The 23,118-nt window shown below is 62.1% G+C and carries 18 protein-coding genes; 12 read left to right on the top strand and 6 right to left on the bottom strand.

Annotated elements, in window-relative coordinates; all coding sequences use genetic code 11:
- Positions 1 to 237 precede the first annotated feature (237 nt).
- Positions 238 to 1,272 (top strand): UDP-glucose 4-epimerase GalE, encoded by a 1,035-nt coding sequence (gene galE / locus EX00_RS19810; protein WP_047461613.1) that lies wholly within the window; start codon positions 238 to 240, stop codon positions 1,270 to 1,272.
- A 10-nt stretch (positions 1,273 to 1,282) separates the two neighbouring features.
- Here the strand turns inward: galE and EX00_RS19815 are convergent, their stop codons facing one another.
- Positions 1,283 to 2,200 (bottom strand): LysR family transcriptional regulator, encoded by a 918-nt coding sequence (locus EX00_RS19815; protein WP_047461615.1) that lies wholly within the window; start codon positions 2,198 to 2,200, stop codon positions 1,283 to 1,285.
- Between the two features lie 171 nt (positions 2,201 to 2,371).
- On the opposite strand from EX00_RS19815, the gene EX00_RS19820 reads away from it, so the two are divergent.
- The 8 genes from EX00_RS19820 (at position 2,372) to mmsB (ending at position 10,631) form a co-directional block, all read left to right on the top strand.
- Positions 2,372 to 3,580 carry an ABC transporter substrate-binding protein gene (locus EX00_RS19820; protein ID WP_047461617.1) on the top strand — a complete coding sequence of 403 codons (1,209 nt, stop codon included), beginning with the start codon at positions 2,372 to 2,374 and terminating at the stop codon, positions 3,578 to 3,580.
- Positions 3,581 to 3,596: 16 nt separating this feature from the next.
- Positions 3,597 to 4,376, top strand: coding sequence for an ABC transporter ATP-binding protein (locus EX00_RS19825; protein WP_047461620.1), 780 nt, complete (start codon positions 3,597 to 3,599; stop codon positions 4,374 to 4,376).
- A gap of 2 nt (positions 4,377 to 4,378) precedes the next feature.
- A complete protein-coding gene (locus EX00_RS19830) occupies positions 4,379 to 5,080 on the top strand; it encodes an ABC transporter ATP-binding protein (protein ID WP_047461623.1) in 702 nt (233 codons plus the stop codon).
- Between the two features lie 4 nt (positions 5,081 to 5,084).
- Positions 5,085 to 5,972 carry a branched-chain amino acid ABC transporter permease gene (locus tag EX00_RS19835; RefSeq protein WP_047461626.1) on the top strand — a complete coding sequence of 296 codons (888 nt, stop codon included), beginning with the start codon at positions 5,085 to 5,087 and terminating at the stop codon, positions 5,970 to 5,972.
- Between the two features lies 1 nt (position 5,973).
- Positions 5,974 to 6,957, top strand: a complete 984-nt coding sequence (locus tag EX00_RS19840; RefSeq protein WP_047461629.1) for a branched-chain amino acid ABC transporter permease — start codon at positions 5,974 to 5,976, stop codon at positions 6,955 to 6,957.
- 76 nt (positions 6,958 to 7,033) lie between these two features.
- Positions 7,034 to 8,629, top strand: coding sequence for a GMC family oxidoreductase (locus EX00_RS19845; protein ID WP_047461631.1), 1,596 nt, complete (start codon positions 7,034 to 7,036; stop codon positions 8,627 to 8,629).
- Between the two features lie 40 nt (positions 8,630 to 8,669).
- The gene (locus EX00_RS19850; protein WP_047461634.1) at positions 8,670 to 9,725 is read left to right on the top strand and encodes an enoyl-CoA hydratase/isomerase family protein; all 1,056 of its coding nucleotides are present in this window, start codon (positions 8,670 to 8,672) and stop codon (positions 9,723 to 9,725) included.
- Positions 9,726 to 9,749: 24 nt separating this feature from the next.
- On the top strand, positions 9,750 to 10,631 hold the full coding sequence (mmsB, locus tag EX00_RS19855; protein ID WP_047461636.1) for a 3-hydroxyisobutyrate dehydrogenase: 882 nt from the start codon (positions 9,750 to 9,752) through the stop codon (positions 10,629 to 10,631).
- Between the two features lie 2 nt (positions 10,632 to 10,633).
- Here mmsB and EX00_RS19860 read toward each other — a convergent pair whose 3' ends face one another.
- Positions 10,634 to 12,703 (bottom strand): ATP-dependent helicase, encoded by a 2,070-nt coding sequence (locus tag EX00_RS19860; protein WP_047461638.1) that lies wholly within the window; start codon positions 12,701 to 12,703, stop codon positions 10,634 to 10,636.
- Positions 12,704 to 12,966: 263 nt separating this feature from the next.
- On the opposite strand from EX00_RS19860, the gene EX00_RS19865 reads away from it, so the two are divergent.
- Positions 12,967 to 13,839, top strand: a complete 873-nt coding sequence (locus EX00_RS19865) for an SMP-30/gluconolactonase/LRE family protein (protein WP_047461641.1) — start codon at positions 12,967 to 12,969, stop codon at positions 13,837 to 13,839.
- 70 nt (positions 13,840 to 13,909) lie between these two features.
- On the opposite strand, the gene secD is transcribed toward EX00_RS19865, so the two are convergent.
- The 3 genes from secD to EX00_RS19880 form a co-directional block, all read right to left on the bottom strand.
- A complete protein-coding gene (secD, locus tag EX00_RS19870) occupies positions 13,910 to 16,468 on the bottom strand; it encodes a protein translocase subunit SecD (RefSeq protein WP_047461643.1) in 2,559 nt (852 codons plus the stop codon).
- Positions 16,469 to 16,561: 93 nt separating this feature from the next.
- A complete protein-coding gene (locus EX00_RS19875) occupies positions 16,562 to 16,981 on the bottom strand; it encodes a hypothetical protein (RefSeq protein ID WP_047461645.1) in 420 nt (139 codons plus the stop codon).
- A gap of 15 nt (positions 16,982 to 16,996) precedes the next feature.
- Positions 16,997 to 18,847 carry a cation:proton antiporter domain-containing protein gene (locus tag EX00_RS19880; protein ID WP_047461647.1) on the bottom strand — a complete coding sequence of 617 codons (1,851 nt, stop codon included), beginning with the start codon at positions 18,845 to 18,847 and terminating at the stop codon, positions 16,997 to 16,999.
- 38 nt (positions 18,848 to 18,885) lie between these two features.
- On the opposite strand from EX00_RS19880, the gene EX00_RS19885 reads away from it, so the two are divergent.
- Positions 18,886 to 19,209 carry a helix-turn-helix domain-containing protein gene (locus EX00_RS19885; protein ID WP_052210798.1) on the top strand — a complete coding sequence of 108 codons (324 nt, stop codon included), beginning with the start codon at positions 18,886 to 18,888 and terminating at the stop codon, positions 19,207 to 19,209.
- On the opposite strand, the gene EX00_RS19890 is transcribed toward EX00_RS19885, so the two are convergent.
- Positions 19,206 to 20,702 (bottom strand): ArnT family glycosyltransferase, encoded by a 1,497-nt coding sequence (locus EX00_RS19890; RefSeq protein ID WP_047461650.1) that lies wholly within the window; start codon positions 20,700 to 20,702, stop codon positions 19,206 to 19,208. The genes EX00_RS19885 and EX00_RS19890 overlap by 4 nt on opposite strands.
- 734 nt (positions 20,703 to 21,436) lie before the next feature.
- Between EX00_RS19890 and EX00_RS19895 the strand changes: the two genes are divergently transcribed.
- Positions 21,437 to 23,083, top strand: a complete 1,647-nt coding sequence (locus tag EX00_RS19895; RefSeq protein WP_047461653.1) for a globin-coupled sensor protein — start codon at positions 21,437 to 21,439, stop codon at positions 23,081 to 23,083.
- Positions 23,084 to 23,118 lie beyond the last annotated feature (35 nt).

Below are 23,118 nucleotides of genomic sequence, written 5' to 3' on the forward strand. Positions count from 1 at the left end.
GAGATGTCAGCGTAGCTGACAGAGGGGGGTGAACACTCTCCGCAAATTCCAAGGTTTCCGACAGGATTCGCGCGTTACAGCCCAGGTCACTAAAATCCCACCAATCCCGGAAAACCCTCCCTAACCATAGGAACAAACTTCCCCTCCCAGCGGCTCGTACAGCGCGCGCTTTTAATCAAATCGCACGAATGCAACCCTCATATATCCCTTGCTTAAGACTTGGCGGGGACGCGAAGAATGACGGTGTTGGTGACGGGTGGTGCCGGTTATATCGGTAGCCATATGGTCTGGAAATTGCTGGATGCCGGCGAGGACGTCGTGGTCGTCGACCGCCTGTCCACCGGCTTTCGCTGGGCTGTCCCATCGGCCGCACGCTTCTATCTGGGCGACGTTGCCGATGAAGCCCTGTTGCAGACGATCTTTGCCGAAAACGATATCGAGGCCATTATTCATTTTGCCGGTTCCTCGATCGTGCCGGCCTCGATCGAAGACCCGCTTGGCTATTACGAAAACAATACCGGCAAGACGCGCATCCTGATGAGCGCGGCGATCAGGGCCGGCATTCGTCATTTCGTCTTTTCGTCCACCGCCGCCGTCTATGGCTCGCAGCCCACCGATGAGCCGGTGAAGGAAGGCGTGCCCTTGCTGCCGGAAACGCCCTATGGCCAGTCCAAGCTGATGTCGGAGCTGATGCTGCGCGATGCCGCCACCGCTTACGATTTCCGCTATGTGGCGCTGCGCTATTTCAACGTCGCCGGCGCCGATCCGCAGGGCAGGGCTGGCCAGTCGACCGATGGCGCCACCCATCTGGTCAAGGTTGCCTGCGAGGCCGCACTTGGTCGCCGCCGTCAGGTGGAGATCTACGGCACCGATTATCCGACGCATGATGGTACTGGCGTGCGCGACTATATCCACGTCTCCGATCTCGTCGACGCGCATCTGATGGCGCTCCGGCATCTGCGGGATGGCGGTCGTCCGCTTGTCGCCAATTGCGGCTATGGTGTCGGCTATTCTGTACTGGACGTGCTGAACATGGTCATGCGCGTCCACGGCCGTGCCTTCCGGATCCACATGGCGCCACGCCGGCCGGGCGATGCCGCCAGCGTTGTTGCCGACGCCATGCTCGCCCATCGCGAGCTGGGCTGGACGCCTAAGTATAATTGCATGGAGACGATCGTGCGCTCGTCGCTGGAATGGGAGCTGCAGCTCGCCGACAGGTCGGGTTTCGATGCCAGCGGCTTACGCAAGGTCTTCGCGGCACCCAGTCTCTGACATCGGATATTCAAGCCGATCCGTGGCCGAGAAAGGCCGGCGCATTGCGGTTCACCGCTTCCATCAGAAAATCGATGACGGTGCGCACGCGCGGCGACTGGCGCAGGTCGCGATGGCAGGTGATCCAGTAGTGACGCTTCAGGTCGAGGTCCCCAGGCAGCACCATCTGTAGATCAGGATGCCGGCAGGCGATGAAGAAGGGCAACACGCAGAGCCCCAGCCCGTTCTTTGTCGCCGTCAATTGCGCAAAGATGCTGGAACTCTGGAATTGCGGCTTGATGCGCGGATGGATGTCGCCGAGATAGTCGAGGCCGGGCGCGAAGATCATGTCTTCGATATAGCCGATAAAGGCATGGTCCGGCAGATCGTTGCGGCTCTCGACCGGCGGATGGCTGGCAAGATAATCCCGTGACCCATAGACCTGCAGATGATAGTCGGTCAGTTTCTCGGTGAAGTAGGGGCCGGCTTTCGGCGGGTCGAGCACGACGACGATATCGGCTTCCTTGCGCGACAGCGACATGATCTGCTGGATCGTCACCAGTTCCAGCGAGATGTTCGGATAGCGCGCGGTGAACTCCGGCAGCATGGTGGTGAAGAAGAAATTGGAAATACCTTCCGGCGCGCTGATGCGCACCACGCCGCGCTGCGCCGCCGAGCCGACCGTCAGGTCTGCCCGCAAGCGCTCGGTTTCCTGCTCCATTCGCTCGGCCGTGTCGATGAAGCGCTGGCCCATGCCGGTCAGCACATAACCGCGCGGATTGCGCTCGAAGAGCTTGACCTTCAAGGCGAATTCCAGCCGGTCGATGCGGCGCGAGACGGTCGCATGACTGCTGCGCAATTGCCGCGCGGCGGTCGAAAGTTGCCCCGTCCTCGCCACGGCCAGGAAGAACTGCAGGTCGTCCCAGGTGAAATGCGGCGCGCTTTTCATGTCTCCCCTTCTGTTCAAAAATGAACAGACCTTGTTTGGAATTAGTTCCAAACTCCCCTTGCGTCAACGCGCGATTTCCGTGATCTTGAATGATAGGAAAGTCGTTTTGAGGAGAACGGCTCGCCAAATTTGAACAGATTCATGCTTGCCAAATCTCTGGGAGGAGAGGATATGCGAAAGAGTCTCATTGCATCCCTGGCACTTCTGCTTGCATCCGGCACCGCGGCCTTCGCCGATGGCGCGTCGGACGGCGTGGTGAAGATCGGTATCCTGAACGACCAGTCGGGCGTTTATGCCGACTTCGGCGGAAAATCTTCGGTGGAGGCGGCCAAGATGGCTGCTGAGGATTTCGGCGGCAAGGTGCTCGGCGTGCCGATCGAGATCGTCAATGCCGACCACCAGAACAAGCCGGACATCGCCTCCAATATCGCCCGCCAATGGTATGACCAGGATAAGGTCGACGCCATCATGGAGCTGACGACCTCTTCCGTCGCGCTGGCCGTGCAGGCGATCGCCAAGGAAAAGAAAAAGATCGACATCGTCACGGGTGCCGCGACCACCGATCTCACCGGCAAGCAATGCTCGCCCTATGGCTTCCACTGGGCCTATGACACGCATGCGCTGGCCGTCGGCACCGGCGGCGCGCTGGTCAAGCAGGGCGGCGACACCTGGTTCTTCCTGACCGCCGACTATGCATTCGGCTATTCGCTGGAACAGCAGACCGGAGATTACGTCAAGGCAAGCGGCGGCAAGATCCTCGGCTCGGTGCGTCATCCGCTGTCGACCAATGATTTCTCGTCCTTCCTGCTACAGGCGCAATCGTCGGGCGCCAAGGTCATCGGCCTTGCCAATGCCGGCCTCGACACGGCGAATGCCATCAAGCAGGCGTCGGAATTCGGCATCACCCAGAGCGGCCAGCATCTGGCGGCGCTGCTCTTCACGCTCGCCGAAGTCAACGGCCTCGGCCTGCAGGCGGCTCAGGGGCTGACGCTGACCGAGGGCTATTACTGGAACCTCGATGACAAGAGCCGCGAATTCGGCAAGCGCTTCTTCGCCCGCACCGGCAAGATGCCGAACATGATCCACACCGGCACCTATTCCGCCGTGCTGCAATATCTGAAGGCCGTGCAGAAGGCCGGCACCGACGACACCGAAGCGGTCGCCAAGGAATTGCATGAAATGCCGGTCGATGACGTCTTCGGTCGTGGTGGCACCGTTGGCCCCAACGGCCGCATGATCCACGACATGTATCTCCTTCAGGTCAAGAAGCCCGAGGAGAGCAAGGAGCCGTGGGACTACTACAACGTGCTGGCAACCATTCCCGGCAAGGAAGCCTATATCGATCCCGCCAAGAGCGGCTGCAATCTGGTCAAGCCATGACCGCGCGGACAACCTGATGGCCATGCCTGCAACAGAGCAACAGGAAGTGCCACGGGTGGTCTTGTCCGCCCGTGGCCTCCGCCGCGATTTCGGCGGCTTCACGGCTGTCAAGAATGTCGATCTCGACGTGCATGATGCCAGCGTCCATGCCCTCATCGGCCCGAACGGCGCCGGCAAGACGACGGTGTTCAACCTGCTCACCAAATTCCTGCAGCCGACGCATGGAACGATCACCCTGCTTGGCACGGATATCACCAGGACGAGGCCGGATAAGGTGGCGCGCATGGGGTTGGTGCGCTCTTTCCAGATTTCGGCCGTCTTTCCGCATCTGACCGTGCTCGACAATGTCCGCGTCGCCTTGCAGCGGCCAAACAATCTTGCGCATCAATTCTGGCTCCCGGTCTCTGCATTGGCGAGCCTTGACGACCGCGCCGAGCAATTGCTTGCCGCGGTCGGCCTGACCAAGGAGCGCGATACCATCGCCGCCGACCTCTCCTATGGCCGCAAGCGTGTGCTGGAAATCGCGACGACGCTCGCGCTCGATCCCAAGGTGCTGCTGCTCGACGAGCCGATGGCCGGTATGGGACTGGAGGATGTCAACACCGTCTCCGCCATTATCCGCGAAGTGGCGCGCACCCGCGCGGTGCTGATGGTCGAGCACAATCTCTCCGTCGTCGCCAATATCTGCCACCATGTCACCGTGTTGCAGCGCGGAGAAATTCTCGCCGCCGGCGATTACGCCAAGGTCAGCCAGGACCCGCGCGTCCGCGAGGCCTATATGGGCACGGAGGATTGACGATGGCGGCGCTGCTCGAAGTCCAGGGTCTCAATGCCTGGTATGGCGAAAGCCACATATTGCACGGCGTCGACATGAAGGTCGCCGAGGGCGAGACCATCACTATTCTTGGCCGCAACGGCGTCGGCAAGACGACGACGCTGCGTACCATTGTCGGCATCGTCCGGGCGCGCAAAGGCAAGATCGCCTTCGCCGGCGCCGACATGATGCAGGTGCCGCTGCACAAGACTGCCCACAAGGGCATCGGCTTCGTGCCGGAGGAGCGCGGCATCTTCTCGACGCTCACTGTTCATGAAAACCTGATGCTGCCGCCGGTCGTGGCCGCGGGCGGCATGACGGTGGACGAGATTTTCGAGCTGTTTCCCAATCTGCACGAGCGCCGCAACAGCCCCGGCACCAAGCTCTCCGGCGGCGAGCAGCAGATGCTCGCCATGGCCCGTATCCTGCGCACCGGTGTGCGCATGCTGCTGCTCGACGAGCCGACGGAGGGGCTGGCGCCGGTCATCGTCCAGCGCATCGGCGAGGTGCTGAGAAAGCTCAGGGAGCGCGGCATGACCATTCTTCTGGTCGAGCAGAACTTCCGCTTCGCCAGCCGCATTGCCGATCGCTTCTATCTGATGGATCATGGCCAGATGGTCGCGGAATTTCCGGTCGGTGAACTGCCGGAGCGGATGGACATGCTGCACAAGGTTCTGGGGGTTTGACGCCATGACCACGATATTCGGCATTCCGCTTCAGGCGCTTCTCGGGCAGTTGTTGATCGGTCTGATCAACGGTTCCTTCTATGCGCTCTTGAGCCTCGGGCTCGCGATCATCTTCGGCATGCTCCGGGTGATCAATTTCGCCCATGGCGCCTTCTATATGCTCGGCGCCTTCACCGCCTATCTGCTGCTCGCCTATGCCGGCATTGGCTACTGGCCGGCGCTGGTGCTGGCGCCGCTGATCGTCGGCCTGTTCGGCGCCGTGGTCGAGCGGCTGTGCCTGCGGCAGCTCTATACGATCGATCCGCTCTACGGCCTGCTCTTCACCTTCGGCATGGCGCTGACCATCGAGGGCACGTTCCGTTATCTCTATGGTTCTTCGGGCCAGCCCTATGCGGTGCCGGCGGCATTGGCGGGAGCGCAGAATGTCGGTTTCATGTTCCTGCCGGTCTATCGCGGCTGGGTGGTCATCGCCTCGCTCGTGGTCTGTATCGGCACATGGCTGTTGATTGAGAAGACCAAGCTCGGTGCCTATCTGCGGGCCGCGACGGAGAATTCGATACTCGTGCAGGTCTTCGGCGTGAATGTACCGGTACTGCTGACGCTGACCTACGGCTTCGGCGTGGCCCTCGCCGCCTTTGCAGGCGTGCTGGCCGCACCCATCTATCAGGTCTCGCCGCTGATGGGGTCGAACATGATCATCATCGTCTTTGCCGTCGTGGTCGTCGGCGGCATGGGCTCGATCATGGGCGCCATCGTCACCGGCTATATGCTCGGCGTTGCCGAGGGCCTGACCAAGGTCTTCTATCCGGAAGCCTCCAACATCGTCATCTTCGTGATCATGGCGATCGTGCTGCTTCTCAGGCCCGCGGGCCTCTTTGGCCGGGATGTGTGAAATGACCGATATCACCTCGCCCAAATCCAGCACACGCCCGGTATTGACAGTGCAAAAGCTGCTGCTGGTCGCCGGCCTCGTGGTTCTGATCTGGGTGCCATTCTTCATCTACCCGATCTTCGTCATGAAGGTGCTGTGCTTCGCGTTGTTTGCCTGCGCCTTCAACCTGCTGCTCGGCTATACCGGCCTGCTGTCCTTCGGCCATGCCACCTTCTTCGGCGGCGCGGCCTATTTCACGGCGCATGCGGTGAAGGAATGGGGCCTGCCGCCGGAACTCGGCATATTGATCGGTGTCGCCGGGGCTGCGCTGCTCGGCCTGATCATGGGCTTCGTCGCCATCCGCCGTCAGGGCATCTATTTCTCGATGATCACGCTCGCGCTCTCCTACATGTTCTATTTCTTCTGCCTGCAGGCGGAGTTCACCCAGGGCGAGGACGGCATCCAGTCGGTGCCGCGCGGCTATCTCTTCGGCGTTCTCGATCTGAATAACGCGTTCAACATGTATTATTTCGTGCTGGCCGTGTTCATTATCGGCGTGCTGATCATTTGGCGCTTCATCAATTCGCCCTTCGGCATGATCCTCAAATCGATCCGGGAAAACGAGCAGCGGGCGATTTCGCTCGGCTATTCCGTGGCGCGCTACAAGCTTGGCGCCTTCGTCATGTCGGCGGCGCTCGCCGGGCTCGCCGGCGCGGTCAAGGCGCTGGTCTTCCAGTTCGCGACGCTCACCGACGTCGCCTGGCAGATGTCCGGCGAGGTGATCTTGATGACCCTGCTCGGCGGCATCGGCACCCTGATCGGCCCGCTGTTCGGCGCCGGTCTGGTGGCGACGCTGGAAAACTATCTCGCCACCTCGGATTTCCCCGTCACCATTATCACCGGCATCGTCTTCATGGTCTGTGTCCTGCTCTTCCGCCGTGGCATTATCGGCGAGTTCTATGCCTCGCGGCTGGGACGGAAGCTGGGGTTTGAGTACCGGCGGTGACTGTTTGCCTTTCCTTCCCCTGCTCGCGGGGAGAAGGTGCCCGAAGGGCGGATGAGGGGATGACTGAGTTTTGAACATGGATCGCTACGACTACATCATCATCGGCGCCGGCAGTGCCGGCTGCGTGCTTGCCAACCGGTTGTCCGCCGATCGCAACAACAGGGTACTGCTGCTGGAGGCGGGCGGCAGAGATAATTATCACTGGATTCACATCCCGGTCGGCTATCTCTATTGCATCAACAATCCCCGCACTGACTGGTGTTTCACCACGACGCCGGAAGCGGGACTGAACGGCCGCGCGCTGAACTATCCGCGCGGCAAGGTGTTGGGCGGCTGCTCCTCGATCAACGGCATGATCTATATGCGCGGCCAGGCACGCGACTACGATCTCTGGCGGCAGCTCGGTTGCGCCGGCTGGGGCTGGGACGATGTGTTGCCCTATTTCGTGAAGTCCGAGGACCACTACAGGGGCAAGGACGAGATGCATGGCGCCGGCGGCGAATGGCGGGTGGAGAAGGCCCGCGTGCGCTGGGCCGTGCTCGACGCCTTCCAGGCGGCGGCGCGGGAGGCCGGCATTCCCGAGACGGCGGATTTCAATCGTGGCAACAATGAAGGCTCCGGCTATTTCGACGTCAACCAGCGCTCCGGCATCCGTTGGAACACGGCCAAGGCCTTCCTCCGACCGGCACTGAAACAGGGTAATCTCACCGTGCTGACGAAGGCGCAGGTGCGCCGCCTCATCATCGAGGGTGATGCCGTTACCGGCGTCGAATTCCAGCATGACGGGGTGGCGAAGCGCGCCTATGCGACCAGGGAGACTGTTCTGTCCGCCGGGTCGATCGGCTCGCCGCAGATCCTCGAACTCTCCGGCATCGGCCGTGGCGAGGTGTTGAGCGAGGCTGGCATCGAGGTAGTGCGCGAGGTCAAGGCGGTCGGCGAGAACCTTCAGGATCACCTGCAACTGCGCATGGCCTACAAGGTGACGGGCGTACCGACCTTGAACGAGAAGGCGACGTCGATGTTCGGCAAGGCGGCGATCGGGCTCGAATATCTCGTCCGTCGCTCCGGGCCGATGGCGATGGCGCCGAGCCAGCTCGGCATCTTCACCCGCTCCGGTCCCGACAAGGAAACGCCGGACCTGCAATATCATGTCCAGCCGGTCTCGCTCGACAAGTTCGGTGATCCGGTCCACCCCTTTCCGGCGATCACCGCCAGCGTTTGCAATCTGAGGCCGGAGAGCCGGGGCTCGGTGCATATCCGGAGCCCGGATTTCGCCACGCAGCCGGCGATCAGCCCAAACTACCTCTCGGCATCGCGCGACCGCGAAATCGCCGTCCGCTCCATTCGACTGACGCGGCGGATCGTGGCACAGCCGTCTTTCGCCAGGTTCCGGCCGGAAGAGTTCAAGCCCGGCCCCTCCTATCAGACCGATGCCGATCTCGATCGCGCCGTCGGCGATATCGGCACGACGATCTTTCATCCGGTTGGTACCTGCCGCATGGGTAGCGATCCGCAAAGCGTGGTCGACCCGCGCCTGCGGTTCAGGGCGCTGGCAAGGCTTCGGATCGCCGACGCCTCGGTGATGCCGTCGATCACGTCGGGTAATACCAATTCGCCGACCATTATGATTGCCGAAAAAGCCGCCGAGATGATCCTTGCCGACAACCGCTGAGCGCCTATTGATTAGGGAAGCAAGGATACGGAGTTTTAGAATGCAGAGCATAGACGAAGTCATCATCGAGCGCCGGGGATCGGCCGGTCTCATCCGCCTCAACCGGCCGCAGGCGCTGAACAGCCTGACACTGCCGATGATCCGGGCGATCGCGTCGGCGCTGGATGATTTCGCCACCGATCCCTCTGTCGCCAGCGTTATCATCAAGGGAGAGGGCGAGCGGGCCTTCTGCGCCGGCGGCGATATCCGCCTGCTGCATCAGAGCGGCAAGGAAAAATCGGATGGCGCCGAGACCTTCTGGCGCGAGGAGTTTCTCCTCAACCACGCCATCGCCCATTATCCCAAGCCCTATGTGGCGCTGATGGACGGTATCACCATGGGCGGCGGCGTCGGTCTCTCGGCACATGGCAGCCACCGCGTCGTCACCGAGCGCACGCGGCTTGCCATGCCGGAGACCGGCATCGGCTATTTCCCCGATGTCGGTGCAACGTGGCTGCTGTCGCACATGCCCGGCGAAACCGGTACCTGGATGGGCCTGATCGGCCTTGCCGTCAACGCCGCTGATGCTCTCCATGCCGGGTTGGCCGATCACGCTGTTACGTCTTCGGACTTGCAGGTCCTGGTTGAGGCGATTGCGGCGCTGCCTGCCACAGCATCCCCGACGGATGTGCATAGGGCAATTGCGGGCTTGACGCTCGACACCGGGGCAAGCCATTTGGCCACCGGCCAGGACATGATCGACCGGGCGTTCGCCTATGATACCGTCGAGGATATCCTGCGAGCTCTGGCGCAAGAGCCTGACGAGTTCGCCGCCGAGACAGCCGAGGCGATCCGCACCCGCTCGCCGACCAGCCTGAAATTGACTCTGCGCTTGCTGCGGGTCGGGCGGGTGAGCGCAAGCCTTGCCGAGTGCCTGAACCGTGAACTCGGCGCCTGCCTCGGCATATTGTATAATCCGGACTTCTACGAAGGCGTCCGCGCCGCCGTCATCGACAAGGATCGCAATCCGAAATGGTCGCCGGCAAGCCTTGCCGATGTCGAGGACGCCGCCATCGAACGCTTCTTCGTGCCGGCGCAACCGCCGCTTTTCGCATAACGAGGATCATGGGAGGAGAGCATCATGACACGGATCGCATTCATCGGGCTCGGCAATATGGGCGGCCCCATGGCCGCCAATCTGGTCAAGGCCGGCCACGCCGTCATCGGCTTCGACCTCTCGCATGACATGCTGAAGGCGGCGGAGGCGACGGGCGTCAAGGCGGCGAATGTGTTGACCGAGGCATTAGCGGACGCAGAAGCCGTCATCACCATGCTGCCGAAGGGTCAGCATGTGCTTACCGTCTGGACCGATATCCTGCGCTCGGTGCCGAAGGGCACCTTGCTGATCGACAGCTCCACTATCGATGTCGATAGCGCCCGCAAGGCGCATGCCATGGCCGGCGATGCCGGTTGCCTGTCGCTCGACGCGCCGGTCTCCGGCGGCACGGGTGGTGCTGCGGCGGGAACGCTGACCTTCATGGCTGGCGGTTCGTCAGAGAGCTTTGCGGCTGCCGAGCCGCTTTTGGACGTCATGGGAAAGAAGATCGTCCATTGCGGCGAGGCCGGGGCCGGCCAGGCGGCGAAGATCTGCAACAACATGATCCTCGGCATTTCGATGATCGGCGTCTGCGAGGCCTTCGTTCTCGGCGAAAAGCTTGGACTCTCGCATCAGGCGTTGTTCGACGTCGCTTCGACCTCGTCGGGCCAATGCTGGTCGATCAACACCTATTGCCCGGTGCCGGGTCCGGTGCCGACGTCACCCGCCAACAACGACTACAAACCCGGCTTTGCGGCGGCGCTGATGTTGAAGGATCTGCGCCTGTCGCAGGAAGCCGCCCTGTCGAGCGGCGCATCGACGCCGCTCGGAGCCGAGGCGGCGCAACTCTTCGCTCTGTTCGAAAAACAGGGCAATGGCGGCCGTGACTTCTCGGCGATCATCGAGATGTTCCGGGAGCTAGCCTAACCTCACCGCCACATGCCGCGCATCCGCGCCCCGACATCGACGCGCACCTGTCGCGCCTGGATCGCGGCGGGACTGTCTGATCGCGCCTGCGGCCAGCCGCAGACCTCGAAGAATTGTAAGAGCGTCACCGGAATGAAGCGGGTGCGCGAGGCAAAGACATGCCGGTCGCCCTGCGCATGCTGGCCGTAAGTGAAGAAACGCTGCGGGATGACGAGATCAAGGCCGTCCTTGGCGCGCGTCATCGCGACATAGAGCAACCGTCGCTCCTCCTCGATCTCGGCGGATGATCCGACAGCAAGGTCGGCCGGGATGCAGCCATCGACCGCATTGAGGAGGAAGACCTTCGTCCATTCCTGACCCTTGGCGGAATGGATGGTCGAGAGGATGAGATAGTCCTCGTCGAGCAAGGGCACGCCTGCCTGGTCGCTGGTGGCGTCGGGCGGATCGAGCGTCAGTTCGGTGAGGAAGCGTTCGCGTGAGCCGTAGCCGCCGGCGATCTGCTCGAGCTGGATCAGGTCCGCCAGCCGCGTCGAGGCGTCCTCATGTGCCCGTTCCAGATGCGGTTCGTACCATTGCCGCACAAGGCCGATTTCCGCCGGCCATCCGGCCTTGCCGCTCTTCAGCTCCTGCATGGTCGCAACGAAGCTCGTCCAGTCCTCGCCCGAGCGCGGTGGTGCCGGAAGCTCGCCAAGGGCGGCAATCGGACTGGCTTCCTCGCCGATATGGTCAAGCACGCGCTGGGCGGTCGAGGGGCCGACGCCGGGAAGCAGCTGCATCAGCCGGAAGCCGGCAACGCGATCGCGCGGGTTCTGGGCGAAGCGAAGCGCGGCCAGCATGTCCTTGACATGGGCGCTGTCGAGAAACTTCAGCCCGCCGAATTTGACGAAGGGAATGTTGCGGCGGGTCAGCTCGATTTCCAGCGGTCCGCTATGACTTGAGGTGCGGAACAGCACGGCCTGCTGCTTCAGCTTGGCGCCGCTCTCGCGGTTTTCCAGCACCTGGTCGGCGACAAAGCGCGCCTGATCAGCCTCGTCGCGCACCGTCACCAGCCGTGGACGCTCGGCGCTTTGCCGCTCCGTCCGCAGGTTCTTGGTGAAACGCTCCGAGGCAAGGTCGATCACCGCGTTGGCGGCGGCAAGGATCGGCTGCGTCGAGCGGTAGTTACGGTCGAGCGTGACGATATTGGCTGATGGCGTGAAGGCAGTGGGGAAATCGAGAATGTTGCGCACCGTCGCTGCGCGGAAGGAATAGATCGACTGCGCATCGTCGCCAACCACGGTCAGCCCTTGGCCATCGGGCTTCAGCGCCAGCAGGATCGACGATTGCAGCCGGTTGGTATCCTGATATTCGTCGACCAATACATGGTCGAAACGGCCGCCAATATCCTCCGCGATCAGCGGTTCGTGCAGCATATGCGCCCAATAGAGTAGTAGATCGTCGTAATCGAGAACGTTCTGCGCCTGCTTGGCCTCGACATAGGCGGCGAAGAGGTCGCGCAGTTGTTTGTCCCAGGTGGCGCACCAGGGGAAGAAATCGCGCAGCATCTCTTCGAGCGGCGCTTCCGAATTGACGGCGCGGGAATAGATGGCAAGGCACGTCCCCTTGGTCGGGAAACGGCTTTCCAGCTTGGAGAAGCCGAGATCGTGACGAATGAGGTTCATCAGGTCGGCGCTGTCCTCGCGATCGTGGATCGTGAAGGCCGGGTCAAGGCCAATCTGCTCCGCGTAATCCCTGAGAAGCCGCGCGCCGATGCCGTGGAACGTGCCGGTCCAGGCAAGCGCATCGGCCATGATACCGGCATTGGCGCCCAGCACTTCGCGGCAGATGCGCTCGACGCGGCGGCCCATTTCGGCGGCGGCCCGGCGGGAAAAGGTCATCAGCAGGATACGGCGGGGATCGGCGCCCTTGACGATCAGATGGGCGACGCGGTGGGCAAGCGTGTTGGTCTTGCCGGAGCCGGCACCGGCGATCACCAGCAGCGGTCCGGCAATATGGCTGCCTTCGACCGTCGTGCCGTGCTCAACCGCCTGCCGCTGCTCCGGGTTCAGCTTTTCCAGATAGGCAGCGGTCATGGGCTCTCCTGAAGGCTTTGCACGGCAGGCGCACGAACGAGGAATCGGTAGCGAATCACGATCGCAATCATATCCGAATGTTCGATGAATGTTCCCAATTGCCCAAAACTGTCAAGTTCGGCCGGTTTTACACGCCGATGTGACCTTCCCGCCAAAGAACTACTTCAGATTTAATGAATGCCTGCTCGAAAACAGCCTTTTGCGTACTTATGTAACATTTATGACAGTCAAGTTTCGGAGCGCATAAGTGAGGGTTCCCGAGCATGAACGAGACAATCGCCACCGGATTGCGCCAGCCTGGAGGGCCGGTTGCCCTGCCGGACGGTCGCGTCGCGCTTGTGGAGATGGGCGATAGCCGTCGTTGTCTGACCGTGATTGTCGCCAACGGGACGCCCCGTGAAATCTGCCGGCCCGGCGGCCGGCCAAGCGGTCTTGCTGTCGACGGCGACAATTGTTTCTGGGTTGCGGGTGGGCCGGAAAACTCCCTGGTTCGCCTCTCTCCGGAGGGCCGGACCCTACAGGTGATCGAGGGCGGCAAGGACGGCCCGTTCCTCTATCCGAACGATCTTGCCTTCGGCCCGGACGGCCTGCTCTATATGACTGATTCCGGTATCCGCATCTCCGATCTGCTCGAAGGCGCCGATATCAATCCGGATTTCTTCCAGGCACCCTACAATGGCCGCGTCTATCAGATCGACCCGGGGGAGGGCCGCGTGCTGCGGGTGCTTGCGACCGGCTTGCTCCATGCCAGCGGCATCGCCTTCGGGCCGGACGGGCGGCTTTATTACAGCGAGACCCTGACCGGGAAAATCCATCGTCAGGTCGTCGGCGCGCGGCAGGAATTGTTTGCACAGGTGATACCCGCACCCGCTGTCACGGCGCTGCGCGGCCCCGCCGGAATGGCCTTCGATCGGGATGGCGTGCTTTATTGCGCGCTCTATGGGCTTGGCGAGGTCTGCCTGATCGATCCCGCCGGAAAGAGTACCGGCCGGATCCGCACCAACGGCATGCGACCGGGCAACGTCGCCTTCACGCCCGATGGCAAATATGTGCTCATTAGCGAGCAGGAAAACGGTGCCTTGGAAAGAATAGTGGCGCCGCATCCGGGGCTGCCGCTGCATATGCCGTCCATCTAGCATATCGGTCCGAAGGCCGCTTGGACATGCCCGGTGGCCGGGCATGTCCTCTTTCATGTCGATCCGCTACTTATTCGGCGGCCGGGATCTGCTTATTGTCCTTGCCGGCCTTGCCGTCTGCCGGTGCCGCGTCGTTGGCGGCGGGCTTGGCATGGCGACGGCGCCAGTCGCCGAGGAAGAGCAGGATCGGCGCAGCGATGAAGATCGACGAGGCACCAGCGACAAGTATGCCGAACACCATCGGGATCGCGAAGCTGGAGACGGCGCTGCCGCCCCAGATCGCCATCGGCACAAGCGCCAGGAAGGCGGTGGCGTTGGTATAGAGGCTTCGCGCCAGGGTCTCGTTGATCGACTTGTCGATGATATCTCGCAGCGGCATCGACTTGTAGAGCCGCATGTTTTCACGCATACGGTCATAGACCACGACCTTGTCGTTCACCGAATATCCCACAAGCGTCAGGATCGCGGCGATGGCCGTCAGGTTGAAATCGAGGCCGGTGATCGCGAAGAAGCCGATCGCCTTGGTGACGTCGAGTACCAGCGTGACGATGGCGCCGACCGCGAACGGCCATTCGAACCGCACCCAGATGTAGACGAGCATCGCCAGGCTGGCGATCACGACCGACAGGATGCCCGCCCAGGCAAGCTCGCCCGAGACCTTCGGACCGATGACATCGGTGCCTTCAATGGTCGCGGCTGGGTCGATCTTGGTGATTTCTGCCTTGAGCTTGGTCACCGCGGCTGTCTGCGCCTCTTCGCCGCCGTCCTGGCGCTGGGCGCGGACAAGGATACTGTTGTTGTCGCCGAAAGACTGCAGTGAGATTTCGCCGAGGCCGAGCGTGTTCAGGCCCTCGCGGAAGGTTGCCAAATCGGCCGCGTCCTTGGTCTTGACCGACATCTGGATGCCGCCGCGGAAATCGACGCCGTAGTTGAGGCCCGGATGGATGAACAGTACCACCGAGGCGATCGACAGGATCGCCGAGACGGTGACGCCAAAGAAGCGGGCCTTCATGAAGTGAATGTGCTTGTCATAGGGGCTGAAGGGGATCAGCGGCCTGATGTTGAGCACCTTCAGCTTGCGGCGACGGGTGATGGCGATCATCACGACGCGCACGAAGGCGACGGAGGTGAACATCGAGATAATGAGGCCGAGACCCATGGTCACGGCAAAGCCGCGAACCGGGCCGGAGCCGAAGTAGAATAGGATGGCGGCCGCGATCAGGGCCGTCATGTTGCCGTCGATAATCGTTGAATAGGCCTTCCTGAAGCCGTTATCGATGGCGGCGAAGGCGGTGCGGCCCTTGCGGGTTTCTTCGCGGATACGCTCGTTGATAAGAACGTTGGCATCAACCGCAAGGCCGATACCGAGGACGATGCCGGCGATGCCGGGCAGCGTCAGCGTGGCGCCGACCAGCGTCAGGGCCGAGAAGGTCAGGATCGTGTGGATGAGCAGTGCAACATTGGCGAGGATCCCCCAGGTGCCGTAGAGCACGAAGATGAAGGCGGCAACCAGGACGAAGCCTACCAGGCCGCTATAGATGCCCTTCTGGATCGCATCGGCGCCGAGGTCGGCGCCGACGGTGCGTTCTTCGATGACCGTCAGCTTGGCCGGAAGCGCACCGGCGCGCAGCAGGGCTGCAAGCGTCGTGGCGCTATCGGCGGTGAAATTGCCGGAGATCTGGCCCGAACCGCCGGTGATCGGCTCACGGATATTCGGCGCGCTCAGCACCTTGTTGTCGAGCACGATGGCGAAAGGCTTACCGACATTCTCGCGGGTGATTTCCGCAAAGCGGTTGGCGCCGGCACTATCGAAGCGGAAGGTGACCAGCGGCTCATGCGTGTTCGGATCGAAGCTGACGCGGGCGTCGGTCAGGCGGTCGCCGGACAGTTCGATACGATCGAGCACCGGATAGCTTTGGCCCTGGTCGTCCTTGAGGATCGTGACGCCGGGGCCGGGATTGTTCGGATCGACATTGTCCGCAAGCAGATGGAAGGACATCTTCGCGGTCGAGCCAAGCAACTCGCGCAGGCGCGAAGGGTCCTGTGCGCCTGGAAGCTGCACGAGAACGCGGTTGGGGCCGACCCGCTGGATGGTCGGTTCGGCGACGCCCACCTGGTCGACGCGCTTGCGGATGACTTCCAGGCTCTGCTGGACGGCGGAATCGACGTTGCTGGCGATGCCGGCCCTCGAGAAGGACATGGTGATCGCGCCGCCATTGGGAGCGATCGTCAGGTCGGACTGGCCGGCAGAAAGACCGGATGTGATCGTGTTGGCAAGTGTCTGCAACTGGGTCACCGCATCGCCGCTCTGTGTCGGATCGGTGAGCGTTACGATGATCTGGTCGCCGTTACGGACGATCGAGCGGGTCAGGATGTTCTTGTCGCGCAGGACGCGACGCGAATCCTGCTGCAACGATTGCAGCCGGCCATTGGTCAGATCCTTCTCGTCGACTTCGAGGACGAGATAGGAGCCGCCGCGAAGGTCGAGGCCGAGCGGTACCTGGGTATGCGGCAGCCAGTTTGGGATTTTGCCGAGGGTCGACTGCGGAAGTACGTTCGGCAAGGCAACGAGAAAGCCAAGCACGATGATCACCGAGTAGAGTGCCACCAGCCATCGTGAAGTGCGCATGGGTATTATCCTTGGAGATACGCTGATGCCAGCGGCGGGGCCACTGGCGGACGTAGGTCATGTTGGGGATGCGCCGACGGGCGCGTTAACCGGTCAGACGAAGCTGGCCGGCGGCGCGCGGGCGAGATAGGCGCGGAATGTAAAGATTTCCGGTCGCGTGACGTCGCCGCGATCGCGCGGCTGCCACGGGTCGATGAGACGTCCGAAGGACGGAATGGCCGCGAGCGTTACCGGCCCGATATCGTGCCAGGTGGCTTTCGGCAGAGCCGTGCGGTCGGCGACCACAATGCCACGCAACGGATCGCGCTGGGCGATATAAAGCGGTTGGCTGTCCCTGCCGGAGGAAAAGGCTTCCGCATCCGCCCGCGCGGCAAGATTGATGCCGCCGCCGAGCGCCAGTCCGAGATAGGCGAAGAAAGCGACAAACAAGGAGGCGATCACACGCGTTCCGGCGTGGGGCGTCCTTTCATCGTACTCTTCGCTGTCGGCTGCGCCGAATTCGAACGGGTTCAACGGTTATAAAGGCCTTCATTCCTTTGCCGGAGCGGATTCCGGCGCTTCGGTCATGATATCAGGACGCTCCGCGTCTTCATAGTGCGGCCTGTCATGATGCACTTGCGCCAGCCGGTCAACCATGCCCAGCGCGATTTCCCGCTCTCCCATGATGACGGTATCGGCACCATATTGCTTCAGTACGTCGATTTCGGCGTCGGAATGGGCTCGGGCAACGATCAGGATCGACGGGTTTATGGCGCGCGCCTGTTCTGCCGCGCTGCAGGCTTCGAAAGTGTTCGGAATGGCGATGACCAGGCTGCGGGCCTCGGCGATATTGGCATATCCCAGGGTCTTCGCCGAGGCTGCATTGCCGTAGATCGTCTCGATCCCCGCCTGTTTCAGCTCGGCGATGCGCTTCTCGGCATCCTCGATGACCACGAAGGGCGTTCCGGAGGATTTGAGATTTTCCCCGACGATGCTGCCGACGCGGCCGTAACCGATCAGGATGGCATGGCCGGTGAGCGTAACCGTGCGCTCCTCCTCATCGACGGTGACGGGAGCGGGCTGTTCGGCGGCGAGCTGAGCCTCACTTGCCGAGGGTTGTTCAGCCTGCGCGGCAGGCTCGACCACCTCTGGTACTTCGCTCGGGCGCTTGCCGTCCAGTCTCCTTCGCAGCCAGTCGCAACCGAAAAAGACAAGCGGGTTGAGAATGATCGAGATGATCGCGCCGCCGAGGATCAGGTCGCGGCCTTCGCTTGGCAATAGGCCGAGTTCGACGCCGAGGGCCGCGAGGATGAAGGAGAATTCGCCGATCTGCGCCAGACTGGCCGAGATGATCAATGCCGTACTCATCGGCTTGCGGAAGGCGAGTACGATGACGAAGGAGGCGACCGATTTACCGATGACGATGATGAACACGGTCGCCAGCAGCGGCAGCGGATTGTCGATCAGGATGTTGGGATCGAACAGCATGCCGACCGAGACGAAGAACAGCACGGCGAAAGCATCGCGCAGCGGCAGGCTTTCCTGTGCTGCCCGATGGCTGAGCTCGCTTTCCGACAGGATCATGCCGGCGAAGAAGGCGCCGAGCGCCAGCGACACGCCGAAGAGTTTTGCAGCCCCGAAGGCGACGCCGAGCGCGATGGCCAGCACGCCGAGCCGGAAGAGCTCGCGAGAGCCGGTATGGGCGATGCGGTGCAAGATCCAGGGAATGACCCGCCGGCCGACGACCAGCATCAGCCCGACGAAGGCGGCGACCTTGAGGAGCGTCATGCCGATGATGCCGGTGATGCCCATATCGAGGCCGAACAACCGGTTGATGCCCGCCGACAGTGGCTCGACCGTGCCATGGCCGTCGCCGGAAATGCTGGCGGCGGCGGGAATGAGGACGAGGGCCAGCACCATGGCCAGATCTTCGACGATCAGCCATCCCACAGCGATCTTGCCGCGCTCGGTTTCGACCAGTCGCCGTTCCTGCAGGGCTTTCAACAGAACAACCGTCGAAGCAACGGAGAGCGCGAGGCCGAAAACCAGGCTGCCGCCGAGCGGCCAGCCCATCAGCGCGCCGAGCCCCCAGCCGAGCAGGGTGGCAAAGCCGATCTGGACGATCGCGCCGGGAACCGCGATGCCGCGCACCGACAACAGGTCTTTCAGCGAAAAATGCAGGCCGACGCCGAACATCAGGAGGACGACGCCGATCTCCGCCAGCTCCGGCGCAAGGTTCTGATCAGCGACGAAGCCCGGCGTATGCGGGCCTGCCAGCACGCCGGCGATGAGATAGCCCACCAGAGGAGGCAGTTTGAAACGATTGGCAATGGCGCCGAAGATGAATGCCAGCACAAGGCCCATGACGATGGTCGAAATCAAAGGCGTGTCGTGTGGCATGAGCCATTCTCCTCGATACTGGAAATCCCGCGCAATTTATGACATATTTGGCTTATGTTGACCAATATGGGTGGTTTTTGATTGTGAATCAAGGCGGTAAACCAATGATTCTCACCCCCGCGCTCTGCCGCGCCGCGCGTGGGTTGCTGGACTGGACGCAGTCGGACATTGCCGAAAGAGCCGGCGTGTCACGAAGCACTATACGTGACTATGAGGGCGGCCATCATGATATTCACCGGGCAACGGAGGCGCAATTGCGCCTCGCCTTCGAAGAGGGAGGCGTCGTCTTCGCGGAAATGCCGGAGCTTGGCTGGGGCGTCTGTCCACGTCGCGCCCCGAACCAGGGTGAGGGCCAGAATTAGGGATTAGGCGCCAGGCAGGCTGGTGAAACGCGATAGGCGTAGATCGTCTTGCCCTTCTTATAGCCGAATTCGGGCGACCAGCTCTTGATCAGTTCCGCTCGACCGACCGTGCAATCGAGCGGCGCGTCGTCGACATAGAGCACATCGGCGGTCGTATTCGAGGGCAGCGAGAAGTTCTGCTCGTAATAGCTCTTCGGGAAGCCGCCGAAGTTGCGGGCATGGATGCGATAGGCCTGGCCCTTCAGCGTATAGAACAAGTCACCGAGAATATCCCGGTCGCTGGAGACAATGTCGGGCAAATTCGCCTTGGCGGCGATATCGGCGACTTCCAGGCTGATGGCGCTGCGCCCGACATAGCGCTTCATCACCAGATCGCCGTTCGGCAGCTTGATGTCATAGGCAAGGACGGTCAGCACCGGCAGCAGGAAGGCAACGACGGCGCCGATGATCAGCGAAACGACGAGGCCTTTCTTCGTCAGGCGATACAGAATCCAGACGGCGAGGATGGTGCCGGCGGCATAGGCGGCGACGGCCCAGTTGGCATAGGCTTTGGCGAACAGTGCCTGCAACGTAATCATGAGGACGACCGGGACCGACAGCCAGAAGAGCAGTTTTTCCCTGTCGTCGCTTTGCCCGCGGATCATCCGCCAGGCGGCCCAGAGCATGGCGTAGAAGATGACGGGGCCGACGACGCCAAATTGCGCGCCGAGGAAGCCGAGGCCGCCGAGCAGGTGTTGTAGCAGCCCTCCGCCATTACCTCCGCCATTCCACCGGGCGATGCTCTCGGTATGCCGCACCGTCGCCGCGTCATGGGCGAAGTTCCACCAGAGGTTCGGGAAAACAACGATGGCGCCGACGATGGCAGCGATGATCACGTCGCGCCAGGCAATGCGCGCCGAACGCAAGGTCAGCATGACGATGCCGACGCCCGGCAGCAGGAAAAGCACCGAATATTTCGTCAGGAAGGCAATGCCGAGGCTGGCGCCGAGGATCAGCGCCTCGAGGACGGACGAGCGCCGGGTGAGGCCGAGAAAGGCCCATATGGCAATGGTGATGAACAGGATCTGGATCGTATCGGTCGATACCAGCACCGCCGACAGCGAGGCGGCGGGCAGGGTAATGAAGATGACGCCGACCCAGGGTGCGATCTCTTCTCCCGTATCCTCGGTAAACAGCCGCCGCGTCGTCAGCATCAGCATCAGTGCCGTGGCGAGATGGAAAAGCGGCGCGGAGACGCGGATCCAGAAGGTCGAGTCCGATCCCGATATCGTATTGAAGAAACGGATCACCCAGGCGATCATCGGCGGCTTGGAATAATAGCCGAAATCGAGGTTCTGCCCCCAGAACCAGTATTGCGCCTCGTCGACGAACAGATCCGTCCTGTTGAAGACGAGCATGATCACGCGCCAAAACGTGACGCCGAAGATGATGGTGAGAGCAAGCCGCAGCGAAAGTCTCTGGTGGCTTGTTGCAGAGTGGGTCGTATCGGACATTAAAAGGTCGATCTCGGTGCCGGGTAGTGAGGCTTCATACGGAACTATCGAGCTCGACGCCAGCTCCCGACACTAGGGAAAGACGACGGAAAGCGCGGCGTGATGCCGCGCTCATAGGACCCTTTCATAAGAGATTTGTGTCGCTTACGGGATCGGGAAGAAGTTTTCAGAGCACTCGCGGAGAGGTCTTCACGCGCACCTGTTCGAGGCGGCTCAGAAATGTGAAGGCGGCAAGCGTCATGCCGGCGGTCAACAGGGCAGTCAAACCAAGAACAATCATTGCTCTCTCCACGTCGACATCGAAGGTGTCTCTACTTGCAAGATTAAAGCATGAAGCTTGCCCGTGACTTGCGGCCGGCCCCGGTTTTACTCCGATTGGCCGGTGAGCGAAATTGAATCGGGAACAGTTCAAATTAAAACGGAGAAGCGAGCGGTGGCTATTAACCTTCAAGCAAGGAATTAACCATAAACATGGAGCCTGCACGTCGGAATGGGAAAATTGTTACTCGTTCTCACCAGGCATGAAGCCGCCCCGTCGTACCGGGCCAGATCCGGTATCAATCTCATCAAACAGGTCCGGGAACAGACTTTGATGAACGAGCGAGCTTCAGTGTGCCCCGATCGATGGATCGACGGCGACGTGCGCCCTTTCTCGTCCTCTCATCGCATCTGAACCCGATCATAAGCGGTTTTCGCCGGGGCTCTTTGCGTCCGGCAGTTCGGCAGGGGCAATTTTGGCGCAGGATTCGCCGTCAGATCAGGCAGGGCGGGCGCAGGCGGGAAGCCTTCGCGATCGGCTGCGTTTTGCGGGGCTCGCCGCCGAGCAATGCGAGATCGTGCGCCGCAACCGGCCGATGCTCGAGACCCATTTGAAAGCCGGCCTGCGCGATCTCTTTCACCGTTTCCAGACTTTTCCCGATGCCGCCCGCAATTTTGCCAGCGAGAGCCAGCTTGAACGGCTGCAGGATCTGCAGTCCTCGCACTGGGACGTGCTGACCGATGCCCGCTTCGACAGTCTCTATGCCGAGCGTGTCAAGGTTCTCTCCGACAGCGAAAGCAAGATGGGGCTCGACCCGCGCTGGCACGTTGCCGGCCATGGCGTGGTCCTGGAGCATATTCTGGCCGGTATCGTCGGAGAGATCGGCGGCCGGGCCGTTTTGCCCGGAACCAAGCGCCGTGCCCGTGAGCTGAGCGAACTGGTCAAGGTCGCCGTTCGCCTCGTCATGGTCGATGTCGAAATTGCAGTATCGCTGCGCTTCAACGAATTGCGCCTCAATCACCAGCGCGCGCTGGCCGATCAGCGGGCCACCGATCAGGCCGAGGCGGCTGATCTCTTCGCCGATGTCATCCAGGGCCTTGCCGAGCGCGATCTTACCGTCCGCATGCCGGCCGATGCCCCTCCGGCCTACGCCGAATTGGTGGAAGCGCTGAACGCCGCGCTAGACGATATCCAACAGCAGTTTACGGCACTGTCCGGCGGTGTGCAGGCGGCCGAAGCGGCGACGAATGCCATCGCTCGTGATTCCCGGTCCCTCGCTCACGATTCCACGGAGCAATCCAAGGGGCTCGCCACCTCGGCGAGGCAGCTCGCCGATCTCGCCGATCAGGTTCGCGGCAATGCGACGAGCACCCGGTCGGCCGAGCGCGCCGCCGCCTCCACGCGCGTTGCAGTCGAAGACAGCGGTCAGGTTGTCGGCCAGGCCATCTCCGCCATGGCAGATATCGAGACTTCGGCTGAAAAGATCGGCCAGATCATCGGCGTCATCGACGAGATCGCTTTCCAGACCAACCTCCTGGCCCTCAACGCCGGTATCGAAGCGGCGCGTGCCGGCGATAGCGGCCGTGGTTTCGCGGTCGTTGCCCAGGAAGTCCGCGCGCTTGCCCAACGCTCCGCTGACGCCGCCCGAGAGATCAAGGTGTTGGTGACGGGCACCAAGGCACAGGTCGACGCCGGCGTGCGGATGGTCGGTCGCACACAGGAGGCGATCGGCAGCATCGTCCGTCAGGTGACCGATATCAACGACGCTATCTCCGGCATCGCCGCCGCCACCGACGAACAGGCCGCGGGCCTGCGCAGCGTGACGGTCGAGATCGGCAGCCTCAGCGAACGCGCTTCTTCTGCCGGCAGCCTCGCCGGTCGTTCGCAGGAGGGCGCCGATCACCTTCAAGACACCATCCTCGACCTCGGCCGCACGATCCGAGAATTCCGCCTTGAACGCGAACGGCGCCATGCGGTGGCGCCACGTTCAGCGGTCGGCGCGCAACGCTTCCCGGTCCCTCGGCACGACGACGTCTACGCCCGGCGTGAGCAGGACGAGGCTGTCGAATTCGACTTTCCGCCTCGCAGGGCAGCGATTGGGGGCGAGCGGAATGCTTATTGACCACTCTATTTCATGCGCATGCGGGCCGTGGAGCC

The sequence above is a fragment of the Martinezella rhizogenes genome (genome assembly GCF_000799715.1).
GTDB lineage: Bacteria > Pseudomonadota > Alphaproteobacteria > Rhizobiales > Rhizobiaceae > Rhizobium > Rhizobium rhizogenes_C.

What these genes read in the sequence shown, in the direction of transcription:
- galE (WP_047461613.1), top strand. Translation starts at nt 238, where the DNA reads ATGACGGTGTTGGTGACGGGTGGTGCCGGTTATATCGGTAGCCATATG.
- EX00_RS19815 (WP_047461615.1), bottom strand. Translation starts at nt 2,200, where the DNA reads ATGAAAAGCGCGCCGCATTTCACCTGGGACGACCTGCAGTTCTTCCTG.
- EX00_RS19820 (WP_047461617.1), top strand. Translation starts at nt 2,372, where the DNA reads ATGCGAAAGAGTCTCATTGCATCCCTGGCACTTCTGCTTGCATCCGGC.
- EX00_RS19825 (WP_047461620.1), top strand. Translation starts at nt 3,597, where the DNA reads ATGGCCATGCCTGCAACAGAGCAACAGGAAGTGCCACGGGTGGTCTTG.
- EX00_RS19830 (WP_047461623.1), top strand. Translation starts at nt 4,379, where the DNA reads ATGGCGGCGCTGCTCGAAGTCCAGGGTCTCAATGCCTGGTATGGCGAA.
- EX00_RS19835 (WP_047461626.1), top strand. Translation starts at nt 5,085, where the DNA reads ATGACCACGATATTCGGCATTCCGCTTCAGGCGCTTCTCGGGCAGTTG.
- EX00_RS19840 (WP_047461629.1), top strand. Translation starts at nt 5,974, where the DNA reads ATGACCGATATCACCTCGCCCAAATCCAGCACACGCCCGGTATTGACA.
- EX00_RS19845 (WP_047461631.1), top strand. Translation starts at nt 7,034, where the DNA reads ATGGATCGCTACGACTACATCATCATCGGCGCCGGCAGTGCCGGCTGC.
- EX00_RS19850 (WP_047461634.1), top strand. Translation starts at nt 8,670, where the DNA reads ATGCAGAGCATAGACGAAGTCATCATCGAGCGCCGGGGATCGGCCGGT.
- mmsB (WP_047461636.1), top strand. Translation starts at nt 9,750, where the DNA reads ATGACACGGATCGCATTCATCGGGCTCGGCAATATGGGCGGCCCCATG.
- EX00_RS19860 (WP_047461638.1), bottom strand. Translation starts at nt 12,703, where the DNA reads ATGACCGCTGCCTATCTGGAAAAGCTGAACCCGGAGCAGCGGCAGGCG.
- EX00_RS19865 (WP_047461641.1), top strand. Translation starts at nt 12,967, where the DNA reads ATGAACGAGACAATCGCCACCGGATTGCGCCAGCCTGGAGGGCCGGTT.
- secD (WP_047461643.1), bottom strand. Translation starts at nt 16,468, where the DNA reads ATGCGCACTTCACGATGGCTGGTGGCACTCTACTCGGTGATCATCGTG.
- EX00_RS19880 (WP_047461647.1), bottom strand. Translation starts at nt 18,847, where the DNA reads ATGCCACACGACACGCCTTTGATTTCGACCATCGTCATGGGCCTTGTG.
- EX00_RS19885 (WP_052210798.1), top strand. Translation starts at nt 18,886, where the DNA reads ATGACATATTTGGCTTATGTTGACCAATATGGGTGGTTTTTGATTGTG.
- EX00_RS19890 (WP_047461650.1), bottom strand. Translation starts at nt 20,702, where the DNA reads ATGTCCGATACGACCCACTCTGCAACAAGCCACCAGAGACTTTCGCTG.